The organism is Paenibacillus albicereus (genome assembly GCF_012676905.1).
Lineage (GTDB): Bacteria > Bacillota > Bacilli > Paenibacillales > Paenibacillaceae > Paenibacillus_O > Paenibacillus_O albicereus.
Map to the genome: position 1 here is coordinate 4,988,703 of NZ_CP051428.1, position 19,668 is coordinate 5,008,370.

A 19,668-nucleotide genomic window follows, 5' to 3' on the forward strand; every position below is an offset into this window, starting at 1 on the left:
AATCATTCCTCCTTGATGGTTTTAGGCGGAACCACAGCCCTCTCCTGTTCGAAGAAGCGGTCCAGCCTGTCCTTGATCTCCGGAAAAGCCCGCTCGAACTGGACGAACCGGTGTCCGTTCGCGCCCGACGGATGCGGGAAGCCGCGCAGCAGCCGCTCCTCCGGCAGCAGGCCGCGGCGGACCAGCTCGGAGGCGGCTTCCTCTGCCGCCTTGCCGAGCGGCAGCAGCAGCGCCGGCTGCCTCAGCCGCACGAGCTCATCCTCCATATGGCGCATCGCCGTCTCCCATAGGAGCGGGCTGCGCCGGAGCGGCGGCTGATGGCCGCTGTAGTTCTCCCCGTCCCGGAACGCCGGGCACGGCAGCACCGAGGTCGTGTGGACGAGCGGATGGTCAAGCAGGCTTCGGTCCGCCTCGTCCGGTCGCGGCGGAGCCGCGGATGCGGGATGGCGGTCGAGCTGCGGCCGATCCGAACCTGCGGACGCTGCCGATTGTGGCGTCGAGGCCGCGCGGGCGGGCGATGGGCCGGGCGGCGGGTTTGCCGCCGAGCCATGGGGAGGCGCGTCCGATCGGACGAATGCCGCATCGAGCGCTTCGGGCAAGCCGAGCCGCTCCAGCATGTCGAGCAGTCCGGCCCGCATCGGCCCCGCGAAGCGCGCTGCCCGACGGGCTTGCCGGCAGGCTTCGGCGGGCGAGGCTCCGGCGGCCAGGCAGGCGCGCATGGTGCGGAGCGACAGCTCCATCTGCCGCCAGCCCGGCGTCAGGCCCGCCAAGACGAGCCTCGCCTCGGGCGCGGCCAGCTCGTTGTGCGGAGCGTAGTAGATGGCCAGCGGTCCTTCGCGGCTCAGCAGCAGCGGCTCCGCGAGCAGCTCCTCGCGGCTGTAGCGGTCCTTTGCGGGCAGAGCGGCCATGTAAGCGGCCGCCGCCGCGAAGCGCTCCGGCCAGCGCAGCTCGTCCATGCGGTCCCGTGCGAGCCGCGATGCCGCTTCTGATTTCCTATTCCACGCTGCCGCGCGCTCCTCCTCTTTCATCGCCGATCCTCCCTCTGGCTCACTGGATTCCCATTCGATCAGTATACCCCTCATCGCTGACAACAGCCTGTCAGCAAGTTGACGGCGATTGCGGCGCAGAGACCAAAAAAAGGGCTGTCCCGGCGCTGCCATCCGGAGGATGACAGCGGGGACAGCCCTTTTCACGGCTGCGGCTATGCCGCGCCGGCCGGCGAAGCGGCAGCGGAACATCCGCTCCGCCGCTTCCGCAGCGGAGGCTCCGCCTCCTGCTCCGTGATCCGCCGCAGCGGACGGCATCGCCCGCCGCTCGCCCAAGCGTCGCCTGCGGAGGCTCGACTCCTCTGCAAGCAGCGGAGTGCCACGCTACGAGCTCTTGCTGCGCTCGCTTTCCGCCGCCTGCGGAGGCTCGGCCTCGGCCTTCGCTCCGTCGGGTCGGCGCGGCAGCAGCGTCACCTGGCCCGGCTGCTCCATGCCGCCCATCGCGTTGATGAACGTCCGCGCGAACCTCGGGTCCCACTGGGTGCCGCGGCCGTCCTCCAGAATCGCCAGCGCCTGCGCGGTCGGCATGCCCTTGCGGTACGGCCGGTCGGACGTCATCGCGTCGTAGGCGTCGGCCACGGCGATGATCCGGCCCATGAGCGGAATCTCTTCGCCGCGCAGGCCGTCGGGGTAGCCTTTGCCGTCATAGCGCTCGTGATGCGAGCGCACCCCCGGCAGGAAGGCCGCCATCGCCTCCTGCGGCTCCACCTGGCGCAGGATGTTCTCGCCCATCACCGTATGCACCTTGATCTGGGCGAACTCCTCCTCGGTCAGCTTGCCGTCCTTGAGCAGCACGCTGTCGCGGACGCCGATCTTGCCGATGTCGTGCAGCAGCGCCGTCTTGTGCAGCACGTCCAGCTGGTCGCCGTACATGCCCTCCGCCCGGCCGATCATGAGCGCGTAGGCCGCCACCCGCTGGGAGTGGCCGGCCGTGTACGGATCGCGGGCGTCGAGCGCCGCGGCGAGCGTCGAGAAGTAGCTCTGGAGCAGCTGCTCGTTCATGCGCTCCCGCTCGCCGAGCCCCTGCACCATATGGTTGAACCCGTCGACGAGCCGCGAGAACTCGTCCGAGTACAGGTCCGGCACGCGCACGGACAGGTTGCCCTTGCGCACGAGCCGCATCATCGTGTAGAGCTCCTCGATCGGCTGGCGCACGTTCTTGCCGAGCAGCCAGGCTGCGAAGGAAGCGAATCCGAGGGTGACGAGCAGCATAAGCGCGCTCCAGGCCCAGTAGCTGAGGCTCGACTCGCCGCGTACGGACAGGCGGACTTGGGTGGATAGGATGAAGATCATGACCGGAAGCGCCCCGATGACGAAAATGCTCGCCTGGAACTTCACCGGAATCGGCACGATCACCTTGCCCCGCAGGCTTATCTCCTCGCTGCCTGCCTTCGAGAAGCTCTGGATGTCGAGCAGCAGCGGCCGGATCGCCTGGGCGGTGAGGAAATACTCCACCATCGCGTGCAGCGACGCGATAAGCGCGGACGCGAGCGCCGCGATGAGAAGATACCCGCCGGGCACGTCGAGCCAGCCGAGCGGCCGGCAAGCCAGCGTCAGCAGCAGGGCCGGCAGCGTGAATCCGAACAGATGCGGGCCGAGGATGCGGCGCACCGCCAGCAGCGGCAGACGATGGACGCGGAAATAGGCTTGGCGGGCCGTCGCCGCGTCCGGCTCGGCCATCCGGTACAGCTCGCGCACTGGAGCTACATGCCGCCGGAAAGCCGTTCCTTCGCAAATCAGCATGCAGACGACGGACAGCAGCAGAATGATCGCGACGATCGCCGGCTGGCCCGGCTCCAGCCGTAGGCTAAGGGCGATGATCGCCCCGCCGACGCCGACGACGGCGAGCGACGAGCCGATCAGATAGTTCAGAATCAGCCGGTATAGGAATTTTTTATAAATAGGCATAGGACCTCGGTTTCGAGTCTTTTCCTACCTATATCGCCCGCTCTACCGGTTTTTGTTAGATTATGTCGAATAAAATCCCTTTTTGTCATGAATATTCCTGTTTTTTGCTGCATTCGTTCATCAGGGAGCGCCCGACGCCTTGACAAAATGCAGCGGGCCGACCTTCCTGACATAAAACCCGTTCAAGCTGTTGCCGGTCTGCCGGTCCCTGCCCCGATCGATGCCGTAATAGCGCATGCCTCGGTAGACAATGTGGGTCTGGCGGATTTCCGCGAGCAGCGCCGCCTGCGGATGAAGCTTCAGCAGCAGGTCGGCGCGGATCGCCAGCTGCGGCGACAGCAGCGAGCCGAAGCCTGCGGTCAGAACGGCCGCAAGCGCCAGCAGGATCAGCCGGACCGCTCTCCGCTCACGGCGCCCTTCCGCGATCTTTGTCGAATCGGCTGCGCTCTCCATGACCGCTCCACCTCTTTCCTCGCTGGATTAGACGAATTCCATTTTCATAAAATTCCTATCCAGTTCGTAACACTCCGCCCCTTCTCACCCCAGCAGCTTGCCGATGCCCATGAGCGCGCCGATGCGGGAGCGCTTCTGCTCGCGGGCGACGTCGCGGTACGTCGCGAGCCCGACGTCCGCGTCCCGCAGCGCATAGCGGAAGTCCTCGTCCTGCAGCAGCCGGAACTCCCACACCCGTTTCTCCCAGGAAGGCACAATCCGCTCCATGTCGCGGTCGGACACGGCCGGATGGACGTACGTCTCCGTGATGCCGTCCGGCAGCTCATAGAGCTTGGCGCACAGCATCCCCTTGAACGAGGCGTACGTCTCTCCCGGCTCTACGTGGTACGGGTGGCTGACCAGATAATCCGGCAACGGCACGCCGAGCAGATCGGCGAGCAGCACGACCTTGCCGAGCGTCTTCTCCGCGCCAGGGATCGACGCGAGGAAGGCGTCCTGCTCCCAGATGCGGCGAAACAGGCGGAACGGCAGGCGCCGGGCCGAGCATTCGCGCAGCGTCAGCGGCAGATGGCTGCGCCCGGCCGCGAGGCCGTACAGGCTCCCCATATGGTTGTCGGCATGGGTGACCTCTACGCCGGCCTCGCGGATCGCGCGGAATTGCGCCTCCATCTCCCGCTTCACGTCGCGGGCCTCCGCCCGGCGCTCGAACGCCTCCACGTCCGGATGGAGGAAGCCCTCCCCGTCCTGCAGCGAGGCCGCTCCGGTCAGCGGGCTCCAGCGCCAGCCGGGGAACTCGCTGGTGAACGTCAAGTGCGCGCCGATGCTGACCTTGCCGCCCTCGCGCCGCGCCCACTGCGCCGCCTCGCGGAACGCCGGAGCGGGAGCCATGAGCGTCGCCGAGCTGGCGAGTCCTTCCTCCAGCAGGGCGATGATCGCCTCGTTGGCGGCGCGGCACTGGCCGAAGTCGTCACAATTCAGGATGAGCCTGCGGCTGGTCATGCGGTTCCTCCTTTTCTTCCCGATACAACAAGGATATGGCGACGGACAGGGCCAGCAGACCGATCGGCACGAGACTGATGAGCACGCGGAAGGTCAGCTCGGGATTCGGACCGGGATCCGCGCCGCTGCGGTAGCCGAGCGCGAGGCCGACGATCCAGAACGCCGCCGCGGACAGCAGCCCGCTCGAGCGGGTGATGAAGCCGCCGACGGCGGTGTAGACGCCCTCGCGCCGGCGCCCCGTGCGCTCGGCGTCGAGATCGATGATGCGGCCGCTGAGCACGGCCGGCGTCACGAGGAACCCCGCCAGGCCGAAGCCGATGCAGATGCCGGCGGCGATGCCGCCCCCGAGGCTCTGCGCGAACCAGAGCGGCGCGGCGCTGACGCCGTAGGCGATCAGGGCGAGCCGCCAGCTGCGCAGGCCGCCGAGCCGGCGGGCGACGACGTACCAGACGGCGACGAGCGGGATGACGGGCACGAACACCGAGGCGAGCAGCAGCGACACTTGGCTTTCCGGAATACCGAGCGCGTATTTGGCATAGAACGGAATCATGGAACTGAGCAGCCCGTTCACGGTCTGGGCGAACGAATTCGCGAGATGGAAGATCCAGAAGTTGCGGTTGGACAGCGTGATGCGGAACGCTTGGAGAAAAGGAAGCGGCGGCTGGAGGCGCGATTCCGGAGGCTCGCGCAGGCGGCGGAGGAAGGCGAGCATGCAGACGAGAAAGACGGCGGCGTAGACGAAGGACATGCCGCCGAAGCCGAGCCGCTGGAACAGCAGCGGCGTCGCCGCCGTGCCGATCAGGATGGCGAGCATCTGAAAGCCCTGCTGGACGGCGGACGCCTTGGCCCGGGCCGCGGCGCCGGCGAACAGCTCGGGCAGCAGCGCGCCGTAGTTGACCCAGAGGACGGAAGAGGCCGTCTCGAACAGGACGAGCGCCGCGAGGAACCAGTAGAACAGCGCGAGGCCGCCCTCGGCGGCCGTCGCGGCGACGCTCTCCGGCACGGAGAACAGGCCGATGAAGACGGCGGCGAACGCCGGCAGCGCGCCGTACAGCCACGGCTTGCGGCGGCCCCAGCGGCTGCGCGTGCGGTCGGACGCGTAGCCGAGGAGCGGCTGGTTGACCGCGTCCCAGACGAGGTAGATCGTGCGCGCCAGCGTCGCCAGGCCGAGCCCGAGGCCGAGCTTGTCGACATAGTAGTAGCTGTAGAACGATAGAAACGCCTGGCTCGGCACCATCATCGCCAGCATGCCGAGCCCGTAGGTCCAGCTGGAGTTGATGCCCCGCTCCGGCTTCGCCTGCTCCATTCCCGGCCGTTGGCCTGGGCCTAGCCGCGGTTCCGTCCGCATTCCGCTCTCTCCTTCGGACCGGGCGCGCGGCCGCTTGGAGACTCGGCGCGCCCGGCATGGAATTCGCAATCGGCAGGCGCTGTCGTCGTTGGTCCTTATGGATTCCGCGGCGCGGGTCCAATTCCTTCCTCGGTTCTATTTTATAATAATTATAAATAGATATTGACTATCATATAGGAACCATGTAAAGTTGAAAACAAATCTCATTGAAGCCGGATCGACCGGGGAGAAAGGGGAACTCAATTCCATGAACCGACTGACGACGAACCAAGGGGTCCCGATCGGGGACAACCAGAACTCCAGAACGGCAGGCCAAAACGGCCCGACGCTGCTTGAGGACTACCAGCTGCTGGAGAAGCTGGCGCACTTCGACCGCGAGCGGATTCCGGAGCGGGTCGTCCATGCCCGCGGCGCCGGCGCGCACGGCGTGTTCCGCACGGCCGCCAGCATGAAGCGCTGGACGAAGGCGGCGTTCCTGCAGGAGGCCGGCCTCGAGACGAACGTATTCGTCCGATTCAGCACGGTCATCCACGGCCAGCACTCCCCGGAGACGCTGCGCGATCCGCGCGGCTTCGCCGTCAAATTCTACACGACCGAGGGCAACTACGACTTCGTCGGCAACAACCTGCCGGTATTCTTCATCCGCGACGCGATGAAATTCCCGGACATGGTCCACTCCCTCAAGCCCGATCCGAGCACGAACATCCAGCACCCGGACCGCTACTGGGACTTCATGTCGCTGACGCCGGAGTCGACCAGCATGCTGCTGCATCTGTTCTCCGACGAGGGCATCCCGGCCAGCTACCGCGAGATGCGCGGCTCCGGCGTCCATGCGTTCAAGTGGGTGAACGAGCACGGCAACCGCGTCTACACGAAGCTGCGCTGGGTGCCGAAGCAAGGGGTGCGCCATCTGTCGGCGGACGAGGCGAGCGCGATCCAGGCGCAGGACTTCAACCATGCGACGCGCGACCTGCAGGAAGCGATCAACCGCGGCGAGTTCCCCGAATGGGACCTGTTCGTGCAGATTCTCGATCCGGCCGACCTCGACTCGTTCGACTTCGATCCGCTCGATCCGACGAAGGACTGGTTCGAGGAGGACATCCCGTACGTGCATGTCGGCACGATGACGCTGGACCGCAATCCGGACAACGTCTTCGCCGAGACGGAGCAGGTCGGCTTCAATCCGGGCGTCGTCGTGCCGGGCATCGAGCCGTCCGAGGATAAGCTGCTGCAAGGACGCCTCTTCTCCTACTCCGACACGCAGCGCTACCGCGTCGGCCCGAACTATCTGCAGCTGCCGATCAACTGCCCGTTCGCCCAGGTGAGCAACAACCAGCGCGACGGCGCGATGCAGCACGGCTCGTTCAGCGGCTCCGTCAACTACGAGCCGTCCCGCCACAAGGACGCTCCCCAGCAGGATCCGGCGTACGTCGAGCCGCACGCAGCGCTCGCCACCGGCGCGCAGGCCGGACGGCAGAAGATCGCCAAGACGAACGACTTCGGCCAGGCCGGCCAGGTGTGGCGCCGCTACTCGGCGGCCGAGCAGGACGCGGTCATCCGCAACCTGACCGGCGACCTGTCCCAGGTCGAGTCCAGCACGCAGCTGCGCGCCGTGTGCAACTTCTTCCGCGCCGACGCCGAGCTCGGCAAGCGCCTGGCCGAAGGGCTGGGCGTCGACCTGACGCCTTACCTGCAGCATATGGGGTAAAGCGGAGGGCAAGACAGGACGGGGCAGGCCCGCAGCATGGACTGAACTTGAGCGGCCGGCGGGACGCTTCAGGCCTGTATAAGCGTTGAGCGCCCCGCTTGCCCGCTTCCCATCGACGCTCCCGTCCGGATCGGCCGCCGCCCGGCCGCCCGGCGTTTCCATATTGCCGCCCCCCGGGGTGCTCCTTTCGCGGAGCACCCTGGGGGGGCGGCTTATTTTCTGAAACCAAAGGACATGCTTAGTCGTATAAAGATGCAACTATGTCCGCCGACGGACGCCCTTCGAAAGGATGGTTTTGTGGAAGCCTGGATTACCGAGATCATGGACCGCTTCGGCTATTTCGGCGTCGGATTCCTGATCGCCATCGAAAATCTTTTCCCGCCTATTCCGTCCGAGGTCATCCTGACCTTCGGCGGCTTCATGACCGCCAAGACGAGCATGACCGTGGTCGGCGTCATCATCGCCGCCACGCTCGGCTCCGTCATAGGAGCCGTCATCCTGTACTTCATCGGCGCCTGGCTGCATGCGGACCGCCTGGAGCGGATCGTCGGCCGCTGGGGCCATCTGCTGCGCCTCAAGCCGGAGGACGTCCGCAAGGCCGACGCCTGGTTCGACCGCTACGGCCCGTGGGCCGTGCTGCTGTGCCGGCTCGTGCCGCTCGTGCGCAGCCTCATCTCCCTCCCGGCGGGCATGTCCGGCATGAGCTTTCCGCTGTTTCTGACGCTGACGACGATCGGCTCGCTCATCTGGAACACCGTGCTCGTCACCGTCGGCGCCTCCGTCGGCGAATCGTGGGAATCGATCGTCGCCTATATGGACGTCTACTCCAACATCGTCTATGCGCTGCTGGCGCTCGGCCTGCTGGGCGGCGCGTTCTGGTTCTTCCGCAGCCGGCGCAAGGCTGGGCGCTGAAGGCGGCAGGCGAGTCGCTGAACCGACGGCCGAGATGCCCAGACCCGCACCGATCGCCGTCAAGACCGCAGGCCGCCATGCCCAAAGCCCCGCTCCCGGATGTATCCAGGGCGGGGCTTTTTCGCTTTATTCCGTGCCGATCGTCACGCCGAGCTCCTTCAGCATGCGGCGATAGGCGATCGCGACGCGGTCGGAGCGCAGATGCAGCTCGGCCTGCAGATCGAGCGGCAGCAGCTCGGGCTTCTGCGCCTCGACGATGACCTTGTCCTGAGCGAGCAGCGTGTTCTGGAAGTCGATGAACACCTGCTCCGGCACGTCCGGCGAATAATTGCGCAGCTGCAGCATGAAGGCCGTGCAGGCCGTCTCCGCCTCCGGCAAGACGATGAGGAACAGGTGGAATTCCTCGTCCGAGCCGCTGCTGCGCTTGACGAGCTTGACGCAGGTCGGGCTGAAAATCTCGTACACGTACCGGCTCTCCACGCCGATCCCCCGTCCGTCCGGGTCGGGCTGGTAAACGATGATCTCGTCCGTGCATAGCGCGCCCTCGCGGCGCCGCACGCCGTAGTCGTTGATTTCCGCATGCCGGCTGTCGCCCAGCAGCCCTTCGTGGACGAACATCAGATGCGACACGTCGAGGAAGTTCTCGACGACGCGCGGCGCGGCGGCCCGCACCGGGTACGGCCCCATCCAGACCGGGATGAGCCCTGGGTCGACCTTTCCTTGCAGCGGCAGCGCCTCCGGCTCGGACTCGCCGAAGCACACCCAGACGAAGCCGTGCTCCTCCCGGCAGCGGAACGCCTCGGCCCGCGCCTTGGCCGGAATCGGCCGGCGCGGCGGCAGCGACGGGATGCAGACGCATGCTCCTGCGCCGTCATAGCGCCATCCATGATACGCGCATACCCGCTCGACCTTGCCGAGCGACAGCGGCACGCCGCGATGGATGCACAGGTCCTTCAGCGCATGCACGCCGCTGCCGCTGCCGCTGCGGAACAGGACGAGCTTCTCTCCCAGCACCGTGACCGGATAGGGACGGTCCGTCACGTCGCGCGCGAGCGCGGCCGGATGCCAGCAAGCCGTCAAAGCGGGATCTTCCAGCCTCATTCAACCTCTCTCCTTCCGCCTCCGCGCCTACTGCGGGATCGTTCCCTCGATGCCTTCGACGAACCAGGCCATGCCCAGAATGTCCTCCACCGTCATCGCGCCGCCCTCCGGCACCCGCTCCGCACCGCTCTGATCGCGGATCGGACCGGCGAACACGTCGAAGCTTCCTTTCAGAATCGCCTGCTTCTTCTCCTCCACCAGCGCCTGCACCTCCTCCGGCACGTTCTTGCCGAACGGAGCGATGTCGGTGATGCCGTCGGCCATCGAGCCGAAGTCGCTTCCGCTCTGCCAGGTGCCGTCGATGACCGCCTTCACCTGCTCCACGTAGTACGGCCCCCAGCGCCAGACCGGGTTGGAAATGTACGTCTCGGGCGCATAGCGGCCCATGTCGGAATCGTTGCCGATGCCCCAGACGCCGCGCTCGGCGGCCGCCTGGATGCTGGCCGGAGAGTCCTGGTAGGCCGCCAATACGTCGACGCCCTTGTCGAGCAGACTGACCGCCGCCTGCCGCTCCGTCGCCGGGTCATACCAAGTATTGCTCCAGACGACGGACACCTTCGCTTCCGGATTCACGCTTCGGACCCCGAGCGCGAAGGCATTGATCGTATAGATGACCTCGGGGATCGGATAGGCGCCGACGTAGCCGAGATGGCCGTTTTTCGTCATCTTGCCGGCCGCCATGCCGACCAGATACGCGCTCTGGTACTCCTGGCCGAGATAGGTGCCGAGGTTGTCCGCCGTCTTGTAGCCGCTCGCGTGCATGAACTTGACGTCGGGGTGGCGCTTCGCCACGCTGACCATCGCGTCCATGTAGCCGAAGCTCGTGCCGAATATGACGTCGTGGTTCTGGGCGAGCTCCTCGAAGACGCGCTCGGCGTCCGCTCCCTCGGGCACGTTTTCCACCGTCGTCGCCTGGATGCCGAGCTCCTTTTCCATGAGGAGCCGCCCCTGGTCATGCTCGTACGTCCAGCCCCCGTCCCCCGGCACGCCGAGGTAGACGAACGCGACGCGCGGCTTGGCGATGCCTTCGCCGCCCGGCGCGGGCGACGCGCTCCCCGCCGGGCTCGCGCCGGCAGAGGGCGAAGGCTGCTCGCCCTCGTTGCCCGCTCCGCCCCCGCTCGAGCACGCTCCCAGCGCAAGCGCCAGCAGAAACGCGAGCAGGCTTGCCGTTCCGACGTAACCCTGTCTGTTCCTTCTTTTCCCCATTGCGCCCTTCCCCCCTGACTGCTTCTTGCCGAGAGTATAGGAAGAAGGAAGGTATATGTCAATATAACTTACATAAAATGACGAAAAAAACGCAGGTCTGGGGACCTGCGCTGATTTTGTGTCACGTTTCCTCTTCGATAATCCGTTTCGCATACGAGCCTGGCGTCATGCCGACGACGGCCTTGAAGTCGCGGATCAGGTGGGCCTGATCGAAATAGCCCAGCTCCAGCGCGAGCGCCGCCCAGTCCGGGTCGCCGCTGGCGAGGCCCATCGTCTCGTGCAGCCGGTAGCGGCGGATGACCGCCTTGGGCGGCATGCCGACATAGGTGCGGAACAGCCGCTGCAGGCTGCGCGACGACAGCCCCCAACGGGCAGCCACATCCTCGACGCTGCGCTGCCCGCGGTCGAGCTGGATGCCGGTGACGATGCGGTCGACCAGCTGCGCGGAAGCGTCCGGATCGGTCGAAACGGATGCGGTCGGAATCGGCAGGGCCGGGACGAGATCGGGCGATAGGGCAGACGGCAGGCCGGCGGCGAGGGACGTGCATCCGGATCGGTCGAACAGCGTGCCGGCAGGCGCGGGCAGGCCGGCGGTGAGGGACGTGCATCCGGATCGGTCGGTCAGCGTGCCGGCAGGCGCGGGCAAGCCGGACTCCGAGCGAGCGGGAACCGTACCGGAAAGGGAAGGCGGGCCCGGCATCTTCACCCGTTCCATCCAGAACGCATCGACGAGCGCGGCTCGGCGGCCGGAGTCCGGCTCGGCAAATACGGCGCGCTCCAGCTCCAGTACGGTTGGCCCGAGCACCTGCTCGGCCGGCAGCCTGCGCCCGGCCAGCTCGCCGGGATCGCAGTCCAGCCAGCGGCGGAACAGGCCGGGGCGGAACAGCATGCCGAAGACTTCGTCCCGCCCCTCGAGCCGCTGCCGCGAGCGCTCGGCTCCGGCGACGCTGACGACCGAGCAGCCCCGCTGGAGCACGACGTTGACCGTCGGATGCTCCAGCACCTCCTGCGTGTGGACGATGCCCGGCGGCAGGTTCCATTCAATCAGCCAGTAGTGGCGGATATAGGCCGCCGCCGCCCCTTGCGGCAGAATCCGCTGCAGGCGGAAGCTCTGCGCCGCCGCGCGCGGCTCCAGGATGGCGCGGTTGTTGAGCGGCAGCAGCTCTCGATCGTCCATGGGCCGACCTCCTTTTCCTTATTATGGCGAGCCCGCAGCTCTCGCGTCCAGAGCAACGCATTAAAAAAGCCCAGGCGCCTCGGAGAGGCCCTGGACTTCTTGACTTTCCGGACGGCGCGGCAGGCAGGCGCCGCTCCAAGGGCGTTGCGCCCTGGGGGAGCCGCTATCGCCTGAGGCGGGCGCCGCTCATCCTCGGAGGAGCGGCTCGCACCGGGGGAAAAGGCTTGCCCATCGTGGCATCTCTGCCGCTCAGCCGCCCCGCCGCGAGGAGGAGCTGGGGATGCGCAGCTCGCCCCGATACTTGGCGACGGTGCGCCGCGACAGCGGGATGCCGAGCTCCGCCAGCCGCTCCGCGAGCTGCTGGTCGGACAGCGGCCGCTCGCGGCACTCAGCCGCGACGAGCTCGGCGAGCCGCTGCTTGGCGGCGGCGGCCGACACCTCCTCCGCTGCTCCGCCCCGACCGAGCGCGGCGCTGAAAAATGCCTTCAGCGGAAAGGTGCCGAGCGGCGTCCGCACATGCTTGCCGGAGACGGCGCGGCTCACGGTCGATTCGTGCACGCCGAGGCGCAGCGCCACATCCGCGAGCGTGAGCGGCCGCAGCGCCGGCCAGCCGCCTTCCAGGAAGGCGGCCTGCTCCTCGAAGACGGCGCGCACGACCCGCGCGAGCGTCTCCCGCCGCTGCGCCAGCCCGCCGATGAGCGCGCGCGCCGCGCGTCGGCAGCCCTCCACGTAGGCGTAAGCCTCGTGGCCGCGGGCGACGGCCGCGAGCGGGCCGGAGCCGGTATCGGCGAGCGACAGCCGCGGCTCCCAGGAGGCGGCCAGCTCGACGAGCAGCTCGCCGTCTGCGGCGATCCGGACGAGGGCGTCGGGCACGACCGCCTGCGTCCGGATCGCTGCCGCGCCCGCCAGCCGCTGGCCGGGCCGCGGGTCGAGGCGCAGCAGCGCTTGGCGCGCCAGCTCGAGCTGCTCGCGGCCAAGGCCGGTGCCGGCCGCGATCTCTTCCCAGCGGCGGGCCGCCAGCTGGGGCAGCCAGCGCGCGGCGAGCTCGCGCGCCCCGGGAGCCGGCTCCGGCTCCCGGTCCAGCTGCAGCAGCAGGCATTCGCGCAGGTCCCGCGCGCCGATGCCGGCCGGCTGCAGCGACTGCAGCAGCCGCAGCGCCGATTCGGCCTCTGCGGCGGATAGGCGCAGCCGCTCCGCCGCTTCCGCGAGCGGCAGCGCCAGCCAGCCGCTCTCGTCGAGGTTGCCGGCGAGCCAGGCGGCGGCGCGGCGCTGCGGCGCGGGCGCGCCGCTCAGCCGCAGCTGCGCGAGCAGCTCGGCTTCGAGCGTGGGCGGCGCGGCTGCGGCGCGCTCGAGCGGGTCGGCGGCCGAGGCGTCGCCGCGGCCGCCCGCGCGGCGCGAGGCCGCGGGCTCGCGGATCTCGAGCAGCGGATTGTCCGCGGCGAGCTCGCGCACGGCGCGGTCAAGCTCGGCCGCGGGCAGCGCGAGCAGCGCCAGCGACTGGCGCATCTGCTGCGTGAGCGCGAGCTTCTGCCGCTGCTCCTGGCGGAGCAGCGCCTGGGGCTGCAGGACGGGACCCGGCATGGCGGCGGCCTCCTTCGAGCGTTTTCTTTAGTATACCGCGCGCGGATCGCGGCGCGGGATTACATTTTTTCCGAGACGAGCTTCGCTTGGGTGAACAGCAGCAGGTAGTCGCGTCCGCCGGCCTTGGAGTCGGTGCCCGACATGTTGAAGCCGCCGAACGGATGCACGCCCACGAGCGCGCCGGTGCACTTGCGGTTGAAGTACAGGTTGCCGGCGAAAAATTCGCGGCGCGCCTGCTCCAGGCGGCTGCGGTCGCGGGAGATGACCGCGCCCGTCAGGCCGTAGTCGGTGTTGTTGGCGATCTCGAGCGCCTCGTCGAACGAAGCGGCCTTGATGAACGCGACGACCGGCCCGAAAATCTCCTCCTGCGCGAGACGCGCTTCCGGAGCGATGTCGGCGAAGATCGTCGGCTCGATGAAGAAGCCCTTCTCGTCGCCCGTGCCGCCGCCGTGAACGAGACGGCCTTCGTTCTTGCCGATCCCGATGTACTCCTGGATCTTGGCGTACGCCTTGTCGTCGACGACCGGTCCGAGGTTCGTGCCGCGCTCGGCGGGATCGCCCAGCGTCAGCTTGGCGGTGCGCTCGACGACCTTGGCCAGCACCTCGTCGTACACGTCCGCATGGACGATGGCTCGCGAGCAGGCGCTGCATTTCTGGCCGGAAAATCCGAACGCCGACGCTGCGATCGCATCCGCCGCCAGCTCCAGGTCGGCGTCGGCGTCGACGACGATGGAGTCCTTGCCGCCCATCTCGGCGATGACGCGCTTGATCCATTTCTGGCCGGGCGCCGTCTTGGCAGCCCGCTCGTTGATGCGCAGGCCGACGTCGCGCGAGCCGGTGAAGCTGATGAAGCGGGTCAGCGGATGCTCGACGAGGAAGTCGCCCACCTCGGAGCCCGGACCCGGCAGGAAGTTCACGACGCCGGCCGGCACGCCGACCTCCTCCAGCAGCTCGACGAACTTGGCCGCGATGACCGCCGTCGGGCTTGCCGGCTTGAGCACGACCGTGTTGCCGGAGACGAGCGCGGCCGTCGTCATGCCGGCCATGATGGCGAGCGGGAAGTTCCAAGGCGGGATGACGATGCCGACGCCGAGCGGGATGTAGTACAGCTCGTTGTCTTCGTCCGGGATGCGGGTAAGCGGCTGCGGCTCGCTCAGGCGCAGCATCTCGCGGGCGTAGAACTCCATGAAGTCGATCGCTTCCGCCGTATCGGCGTCGGCTTCGGCGCGGTTCTTGCCGGACTCGACGGTCAGCCACGCGGAGAACTCATGCTTGCGGCGGCGCATGACGGCGGCGGCCTTGAACAGATAGCCCGAGCGCTCCTTCGCGCTCGTATGGCGCCACCAGCCGAACGTCTCGTAGGCGGTGCGGATCGCCTTTTCGGCAAGCTCGCGGTCGCCCTGGTGGACGACGCCGACGACCTCGGCCTTGTCGGCGGGATTGATCGAGTCGAGCGTGCGCCCGGTCTCGATCGCCTCTCCTCCGATGACGAGCGGGTACGTGCGGCCCAGCTGCCCGTGGACGGAGGCCAGCGCGGCCTCGTAGGCGGCGCTTTCCTCTTCCTTGCTGAAATTCGTGAACGGCTCGTTGACATATTCCATTCTCATGCGAATCCATCCTCCTCGGAAAGGTCTCCTTGGCTCCCGCTGCTGACCGGAGCTCTTCGCCGTAAAAGATAAGCAAGAAACGTGCCACTGATCCGGGCTGGTGTAAGGAGGCGCAGCCTTGTTCAGACGGGTTAGCCTCGGAGAATCCGGGCTCCAGTAACTCGATTTATTCGACTTAACGCCTCCCAAACGCCACCTCCGGCTCCAGTAACTCGATTTTCTCGACTTAACGCCTCCCAAACGCCCACCTCGGGCCACAGTAACTCGATTTATTCGACTTAATGCCTCCCAAACGCCCACCTCTGGCTCCAGTAACTCGATTTTCTCGACTTAACGCCTCTCAAACGCCCACCCCGGGCCCTATTAACTCGATTTTCTCGACTTAATGCCTTCCAAACACCTACCTCCGGCTCCAGTAACTCGATTCATTCGACTTAACGCCTCTCAAACGCCTACCCCGGGCCACAGTAACTCGATTTATTCGACTTAGCGCCTCTCAAAAGCCCACCCCGGGCCACAGTAACTCGGTTTTTCCGCGCTACTGCCCCGTCCGACCACCCATTTGAGCCGAGTTAGTCGGGTTTTCCGCGCAACTCCCCTGTCCGACCACCCGTTCGAGCCGAGTTAGTCGGGTTTTCCGCGCAACTCCCCTGTCCGACCACCCGTTCGAGCCGAGTTAGTCGGGTTTTCCGCGCAACTGCCCCATCCGACCACCCATTTGAGCCGAGTTAGTCGGGTTTTCCGCGCAACTCCCCTGTCCGACCACCCGTTCGAGCCGAGTTAGTCGGGTTTTCCGCGCAACTCCCCTGTCCGACCACCCATTCGAGCCGAGTTGCTCGGTTTTTCCGCACAACTGCCCCGTCCGACCACCCGTTCGAGCCGAGCTGCTCGGTTTTTCCGCGCAACTCCCTATCCGACCACCCGTTCGAGCCGAGTTGCTCGGTTTTTCCGCGCTACTGCCCCATCCGACCACCCGTTCCAGCCGAGCTAGTCGGTTTTTCCGCGCTACTGCCCCGTCCGCTCATCTGCCCCATTCTACCGCCTATGTGAACCCGCAGTCGGCCCATTCGCGCTCCGTCGCGCGGTACAGGCAGCTTGCGCCCCGTCCGTGGCGCAAGCTATCGCCCGAGCCGCGCCAAGCCGCCGTAGCGCATGCGCCTCGGATGCCATAGCCTATACCGTTGGCACGAATATTGCTACTACACCACCATAAGAACGCCATCATCCGCATAAAGGGGAAGGGATCACATGGACATCGGCTCCGAGCTGTACCGCAAGACGCTGCTCACGATCTCCGGCAATTCGCTCGTCGAGAAGCTTACGCTCAAATACGGCGGCAAGCTCGCCGCCAAATTCATCGCCAGCCAGGAGCTCGGCGGCGCGCTCCAGGTCATCGGCGACCTGAACCGCAAAGGCATCCTCGTCACGCTCGACCATCTCGGCGAGGGCATCCGCGCGCTCAGCGAAGCCTCGGGCTACCGGGAAGAATACATCCGGCTCGTGCGCGGCATCGAGCAGGCCGGCGTGAATTCCAACGTGTCGCTCAAGCCGACGCAGATGGGCCTCGCGCTCGATCCGGAAGCCTGCTACGCCAACATCCGCGCCGTCGTGCGCGAGGCGGCGGCAGCAGGCAACTTCGTGCGCATCGACATGGAGGACTCGCCCTACACGCAGGCGACGATCGACATGGTCAAGAGGCTGCACGGCGAAGGGCTGACGAACGTCGGCACCGTCATCCAGGCGTACCTGCGCCGCACGCAGGCCGACGTCCGCGACCTGATCCAGAGCGGCGTCAACCTGCGGCTCGTGAAGGGCGCCTACAAGGAGCCCGCAGAGGTCGCCTACCAGAAGAAGTCCGAGGTCATCGACAACTTCAAGGCGATCATCCGCATGCACCTCGACCAGGGCGTCTACACCGCCATCGCCTCCCACGACGACACGATCATCCGCTGGGTGCGCGAGTACGCCTCCGAGAACCGCATCAGCCAGGATAAGTTCGAATTCCAGATGCTGTACGGGCTGCGCATGAACGAGCAGGCGCGCCTCGCGTCCGAAGGCTACCGCGTACGCTGCTACGTGCCCTACGGCAAGATGTGGTACCCCTACTACACGCGCCGCCTCGCGGAGAAGCCGGCCAACCTGATGATGGTGCTGCAGAACATGTTCCGTTGAAAAATTCCGGCCACCTGCCCTGACGCAGGCGCCCGCCAAAAAAGCTTCCGAGGAGCGGCCCGCCCGGCGGGTCCGCTTCTTTTTTTCGGCATCCCCTACCGCTCGGACTCGGTTGGGCGGAAGGGGGAGGGACATGCAGGAATCATGTCTCGTGTGTCTAATTAAATAGACATAGATGTCCATTAAACCAGACACGACTTAGACACCGACACCCTAAGGAGGAACCCACGATGAAGCTTACCCTCCCCCGCCTGATCGAGCTGCCCCAGACGAGCTATGAGCTGGCGGAGCCGCCGAAGCCGGCTGCGGGCCAGAAGCTGTCAGATCGACCGGTCTTGAGCCTGGAGGAACGGCACGGGACGGCCCCCTCTGATGCGGCCGAGACGCGCAGGTCGGAGTCCCCGCTTCGCGAAGCCGTCCCGGCAGGGCGGCCGCTCTTCCTCCAGGAAGCGGACGGGAGCTGGAGCTGGCTGCCTGCTGCCCTCTCCGCCCCCACGCCTGATGCGGCAAGTCTCTCCGCCCGGTCGAGAGCGGCCGCTTCGCCGCACGCGGCGGGGAACCTGGACAGCCCGCCGGATTCCGCTGTGCGCGCGCTGGCGCTCCCGAACTCGCTGCAAAGGGATGCTTCGCCCGACCCGCTTGCGGACCTGGACGGTCCGCCGGATGCCGCCGTGCCCGCGATGGCGCTTCCCGCCTCGATGCGGCTCGACGAGCTGCCGCCGCTGCCGGCGGGCTGTCCTTGGCTCCTGCTGCTTGGCGACGACGGCGAGCCGTGCGGCTGCGTCTCCGCGGCGGCGGCGCTGGAGGAGCTGCGCCAGTCGTTCCGGCGGCTGCGGGCCGGCTTCGAGGCGACGTTGGAGACGGTCGACAGCGCGATCACGGTCATCAACGCCGACAGCGAGGTGATCGCCTGGACCGGCGAGGCCGAGCGGATGTTCGGCATTCGCCGGGAGGAGATCATGGGGCATCCGGCGGATGCCTTTTTCCAGAAAGAACGGCTCCAGGTGCTGCGAGCGCTGACGACCGGGGAGGTGCTCCGAGCAGCGCAGCATCAGCCGCGGCCCGACATGCACGCCGTCATCCACGCCCGGCCGATCGAACTGGGCGGCGAGCGCATCGGGGCGGTGGCGGCCGAGCAGGACATCACGTCGCAAATTCGCCTGAACCAGCAGCTGTTCCGCATGACGGCCAAGATGCAGCATCTGGAGCGTAAGGTCGAGCGGCTCGATCCGAGCGGCGCCGATCCGTTCTCGGCCATCCGGGGCGGCAGCCCTGCGGTGCGGGCCTCGGTCGAGACGGCACGCAAGCTCGCCTCCGCCAAAGCGCCCGTGCTGCTGCTCGGGGAAAGCGGCGTCGGCAAGGAGCTGTACGCCCGCGCGATCCACGATGCCGGCCCGGGGCCGGACGCGCCTTTCATCGCGATCAACTGCGGGGCGATCTCGCCGACGCTGTTCGAGAGCGAGCTGTTCGGCTACGAGCGCGGCGCCTTCTCCGGAGCGGACCCGCGCGGCCGCAAGGGCAAGCTCGACCTCGCGGCGGGCGGCACGCTGCTGCTCGATGAGGTCGGCGAGATGCCGCTGGAGCTGCAGGTGAAGCTGCTGCGGGTGCTGCAGGAGCGGACGTTTTACGCCGTCGGGGGCACGACGCTGCGGCGCGCCGACTGCCGCATCCTCGCGGCGACGAACCGCGATCTGCTGGCGATGATCGCGGACGGCCGCTTCCGCGAGGATCTCTACTACCGGCTGAGCGTCGTCACGCTCGACATCCCGCCGCTTCGCGAGCGCACAGGAGACGTCTACGAGCTGCTTCCCGCGTTTCTCAGCGAGTTCGCCCTGCTGTACGGCCGCTTCATCGAGGCTTGTCCGCATGAGGTCGTGCAGCGGCTTGCCGCCTACGATTGGCCAGGCAACATCCGAGAGCTGCGCGGCGCGGCCGAAAGGCTTGTCCTGCTGGCGACCGACGGCGTCATCCGCATGGAGCATCTGCCGCCAAGGCTGCTGCAGGAGATGGGGCGCGAGGGCACGCTCGTCAAAGAAGGTGCCCCTCCTGCCGCAGCGCCCGTGCGCAGCTGGACCGGGGCGCCGCCAGCTCCAGCCGAAGCTGCCTCGGGCGGGCCTGTCTCCGGCGGGCCGTCTCCGGGCGGGTCTGTCTCCGGCGGGCCTGCTTTCGGCGGGCCACCCCCAAGCGGACCTGCCCCAGGCGGGCCGTCTCTGGGCGGGCCTGTCTCCGGCTACGGCTACGGAAGCCATCCGCTTCCTCCGGCTCGCTGGCCCGACAGTCCGGAGGACTACGAGCGCGAGCGCATCCGCCGGCTGCTCGAGGCCGAGCGCGGCAACAAAAAAGCGGTTGCCCGCCAGCTCGGCATCTCGCGAGCGACGCTGTACAACCGCATGAAGAAGCTGGGCATGCCGCTTTAGGCCGCCGAGCTTTTCACCAACAAGCATGGACAA

General features: G+C 67.2%; 14 protein-coding genes. 4 read left to right on the forward strand and 10 right to left on the reverse strand.

What is annotated here, in order from left to right:
* Positions 1–2: 2 nt before the first annotated feature.
* From HGI30_RS22230 to HGI30_RS22250, 5 genes are all read right to left on the reverse strand, one after another.
* Entirely contained in the window at positions 3–1,028 is a 1,026-nt protein-coding gene (locus HGI30_RS22230; RefSeq protein WP_168909503.1) for a hypothetical protein, read from the reverse strand.
* A gap of 342 nt (positions 1,029–1,370) precedes the next feature.
* Positions 1,371–2,954 carry an HD-GYP domain-containing protein gene (locus HGI30_RS22235; RefSeq protein WP_168909504.1) on the reverse strand — a complete coding sequence of 528 codons (1,584 nt, stop codon included), beginning with the start codon at positions 2,952–2,954 and terminating at the stop codon, positions 1,371–1,373.
* Between the two features lie 120 nt (positions 2,955–3,074).
* Positions 3,075–3,407, reverse strand: coding sequence for a YjcN family protein (locus HGI30_RS22240; RefSeq protein ID WP_168909505.1), 333 nt, complete (start codon positions 3,405–3,407; stop codon positions 3,075–3,077).
* 84 nt (positions 3,408–3,491) lie between these two features.
* Entirely contained in the window at positions 3,492–4,406 is a 915-nt protein-coding gene (locus HGI30_RS22245; RefSeq protein WP_168909506.1) for a polysaccharide deacetylase family protein, read from the reverse strand.
* Positions 4,375–5,712 carry an MFS transporter gene (locus HGI30_RS22250; protein WP_168910050.1) on the reverse strand — a complete coding sequence of 446 codons (1,338 nt, stop codon included), beginning with the start codon at positions 5,710–5,712 and terminating at the stop codon, positions 4,375–4,377. Before HGI30_RS22250 ends, HGI30_RS22245 begins: the two co-directional genes overlap by 32 nt.
* A 289-nt stretch (positions 5,713–6,001) precedes the next feature.
* Between HGI30_RS22250 and HGI30_RS22255 the strand changes: the two genes are divergently transcribed.
* The gene (locus tag HGI30_RS22255) at positions 6,002–7,462 is read left to right on the forward strand and encodes a catalase (RefSeq protein WP_168909507.1); all 1,461 of its coding nucleotides are present in this window, start codon (positions 6,002–6,004) and stop codon (positions 7,460–7,462) included.
* Positions 7,463–7,759: 297 nt separating this feature from the next.
* On the forward strand, positions 7,760–8,374 hold the full coding sequence (locus tag HGI30_RS22260; RefSeq protein ID WP_168909508.1) for a DedA family protein: 615 nt from the start codon (positions 7,760–7,762) through the stop codon (positions 8,372–8,374).
* A gap of 126 nt (positions 8,375–8,500) precedes the next feature.
* On the opposite strand, the gene HGI30_RS22265 is transcribed toward HGI30_RS22260, so the two are convergent.
* The 5 genes from HGI30_RS22265 to pruA all read right to left on the reverse strand — a co-directional run bounded on the left by HGI30_RS22265 (position 8,501) and on the right by pruA (position 15,046).
* Positions 8,501–9,475, reverse strand: a complete 975-nt coding sequence (locus HGI30_RS22265; RefSeq protein WP_168909509.1) for an aromatic ring-hydroxylating oxygenase subunit alpha — start codon at positions 9,473–9,475, stop codon at positions 8,501–8,503.
* 27 nt (positions 9,476–9,502) lie between these two features.
* Positions 9,503–10,681: a BMP family ABC transporter substrate-binding protein gene (locus tag HGI30_RS22270; RefSeq protein ID WP_235680252.1), complete on the reverse strand. Its 1,179-nt coding sequence runs from the start codon at positions 10,679–10,681 to the stop codon at positions 9,503–9,505.
* A 121-nt stretch (positions 10,682–10,802) separates the two neighbouring features.
* Positions 10,803–11,858 carry a helix-turn-helix domain-containing protein gene (locus HGI30_RS22275; RefSeq protein ID WP_206109973.1) on the reverse strand — a complete coding sequence of 352 codons (1,056 nt, stop codon included), beginning with the start codon at positions 11,856–11,858 and terminating at the stop codon, positions 10,803–10,805.
* Between the two features lie 249 nt (positions 11,859–12,107).
* Positions 12,108–13,439, reverse strand: coding sequence for an RNA polymerase factor sigma-54 (gene rpoN / locus HGI30_RS22280; protein ID WP_168909510.1), 1,332 nt, complete (start codon positions 13,437–13,439; stop codon positions 12,108–12,110).
* Positions 13,440–13,498: 59 nt separating this feature from the next.
* A complete protein-coding gene (pruA, locus tag HGI30_RS22285; protein ID WP_168909511.1) occupies positions 13,499–15,046 on the reverse strand; it encodes an L-glutamate gamma-semialdehyde dehydrogenase in 1,548 nt (515 codons plus the stop codon).
* 1,248 nt (positions 15,047–16,294) lie between these two features.
* On the opposite strand from pruA, the gene HGI30_RS22290 reads away from it, so the two are divergent.
* Together HGI30_RS22290 and HGI30_RS22295 are read left to right on the forward strand one after the other, a co-directional pair.
* Entirely contained in the window at positions 16,295–17,218 is a 924-nt protein-coding gene (locus tag HGI30_RS22290) for a proline dehydrogenase family protein (protein WP_168909512.1), read from the forward strand.
* 230 nt (positions 17,219–17,448) lie between these two features.
* Positions 17,449–19,635, forward strand: coding sequence for a sigma 54-interacting transcriptional regulator (locus HGI30_RS22295; RefSeq protein ID WP_168909513.1), 2,187 nt, complete (start codon positions 17,449–17,451; stop codon positions 19,633–19,635).
* Positions 19,636–19,668 lie beyond the last annotated feature (33 nt).

Bases quoted from the DNA above. Each gene is read 5' to 3' on its own strand.
- HGI30_RS22230 (WP_168909503.1), bottom strand. From the start codon at position 1,028: ATGAAAGAGGAGGAGCGCGCGGCAGCGTGGAATAGGAAATCAGAAGCG.
- HGI30_RS22235 (WP_168909504.1), bottom strand. From the start codon at position 2,954: ATGCCTATTTATAAAAAATTCCTATACCGGCTGATTCTGAACTATCTG.
- HGI30_RS22240 (WP_168909505.1), bottom strand. From the start codon at position 3,407: ATGGAGAGCGCAGCCGATTCGACAAAGATCGCGGAAGGGCGCCGTGAG.
- HGI30_RS22245 (WP_168909506.1), bottom strand. From the start codon at position 4,406: ATGACCAGCCGCAGGCTCATCCTGAATTGTGACGACTTCGGCCAGTGC.
- HGI30_RS22250 (WP_168910050.1), bottom strand. From the start codon at position 5,712: ATGGAGCAGGCGAAGCCGGAGCGGGGCATCAACTCCAGCTGGACCTAC.
- HGI30_RS22255 (WP_168909507.1), top strand. From the start codon at position 6,002: ATGAACCGACTGACGACGAACCAAGGGGTCCCGATCGGGGACAACCAG.
- HGI30_RS22265 (WP_168909509.1), bottom strand. From the start codon at position 9,475: ATGAGGCTGGAAGATCCCGCTTTGACGGCTTGCTGGCATCCGGCCGCG.
- HGI30_RS22270 (WP_235680252.1), bottom strand. From the start codon at position 10,681: ATGGGGAAAAGAAGGAACAGACAGGGTTACGTCGGAACGGCAAGCCTG.
- HGI30_RS22275 (WP_206109973.1), bottom strand. From the start codon at position 11,858: ATGGACGATCGAGAGCTGCTGCCGCTCAACAACCGCGCCATCCTGGAG.
- rpoN (WP_168909510.1), bottom strand. From the start codon at position 13,439: ATGCCGGGTCCCGTCCTGCAGCCCCAGGCGCTGCTCCGCCAGGAGCAG.
- pruA (WP_168909511.1), bottom strand. From the start codon at position 15,046: ATGAGAATGGAATATGTCAACGAGCCGTTCACGAATTTCAGCAAGGAA.
- HGI30_RS22290 (WP_168909512.1), top strand. From the start codon at position 16,295: ATGGACATCGGCTCCGAGCTGTACCGCAAGACGCTGCTCACGATCTCC.
- HGI30_RS22295 (WP_168909513.1), top strand. From the start codon at position 17,449: ATGAAGCTTACCCTCCCCCGCCTGATCGAGCTGCCCCAGACGAGCTAT.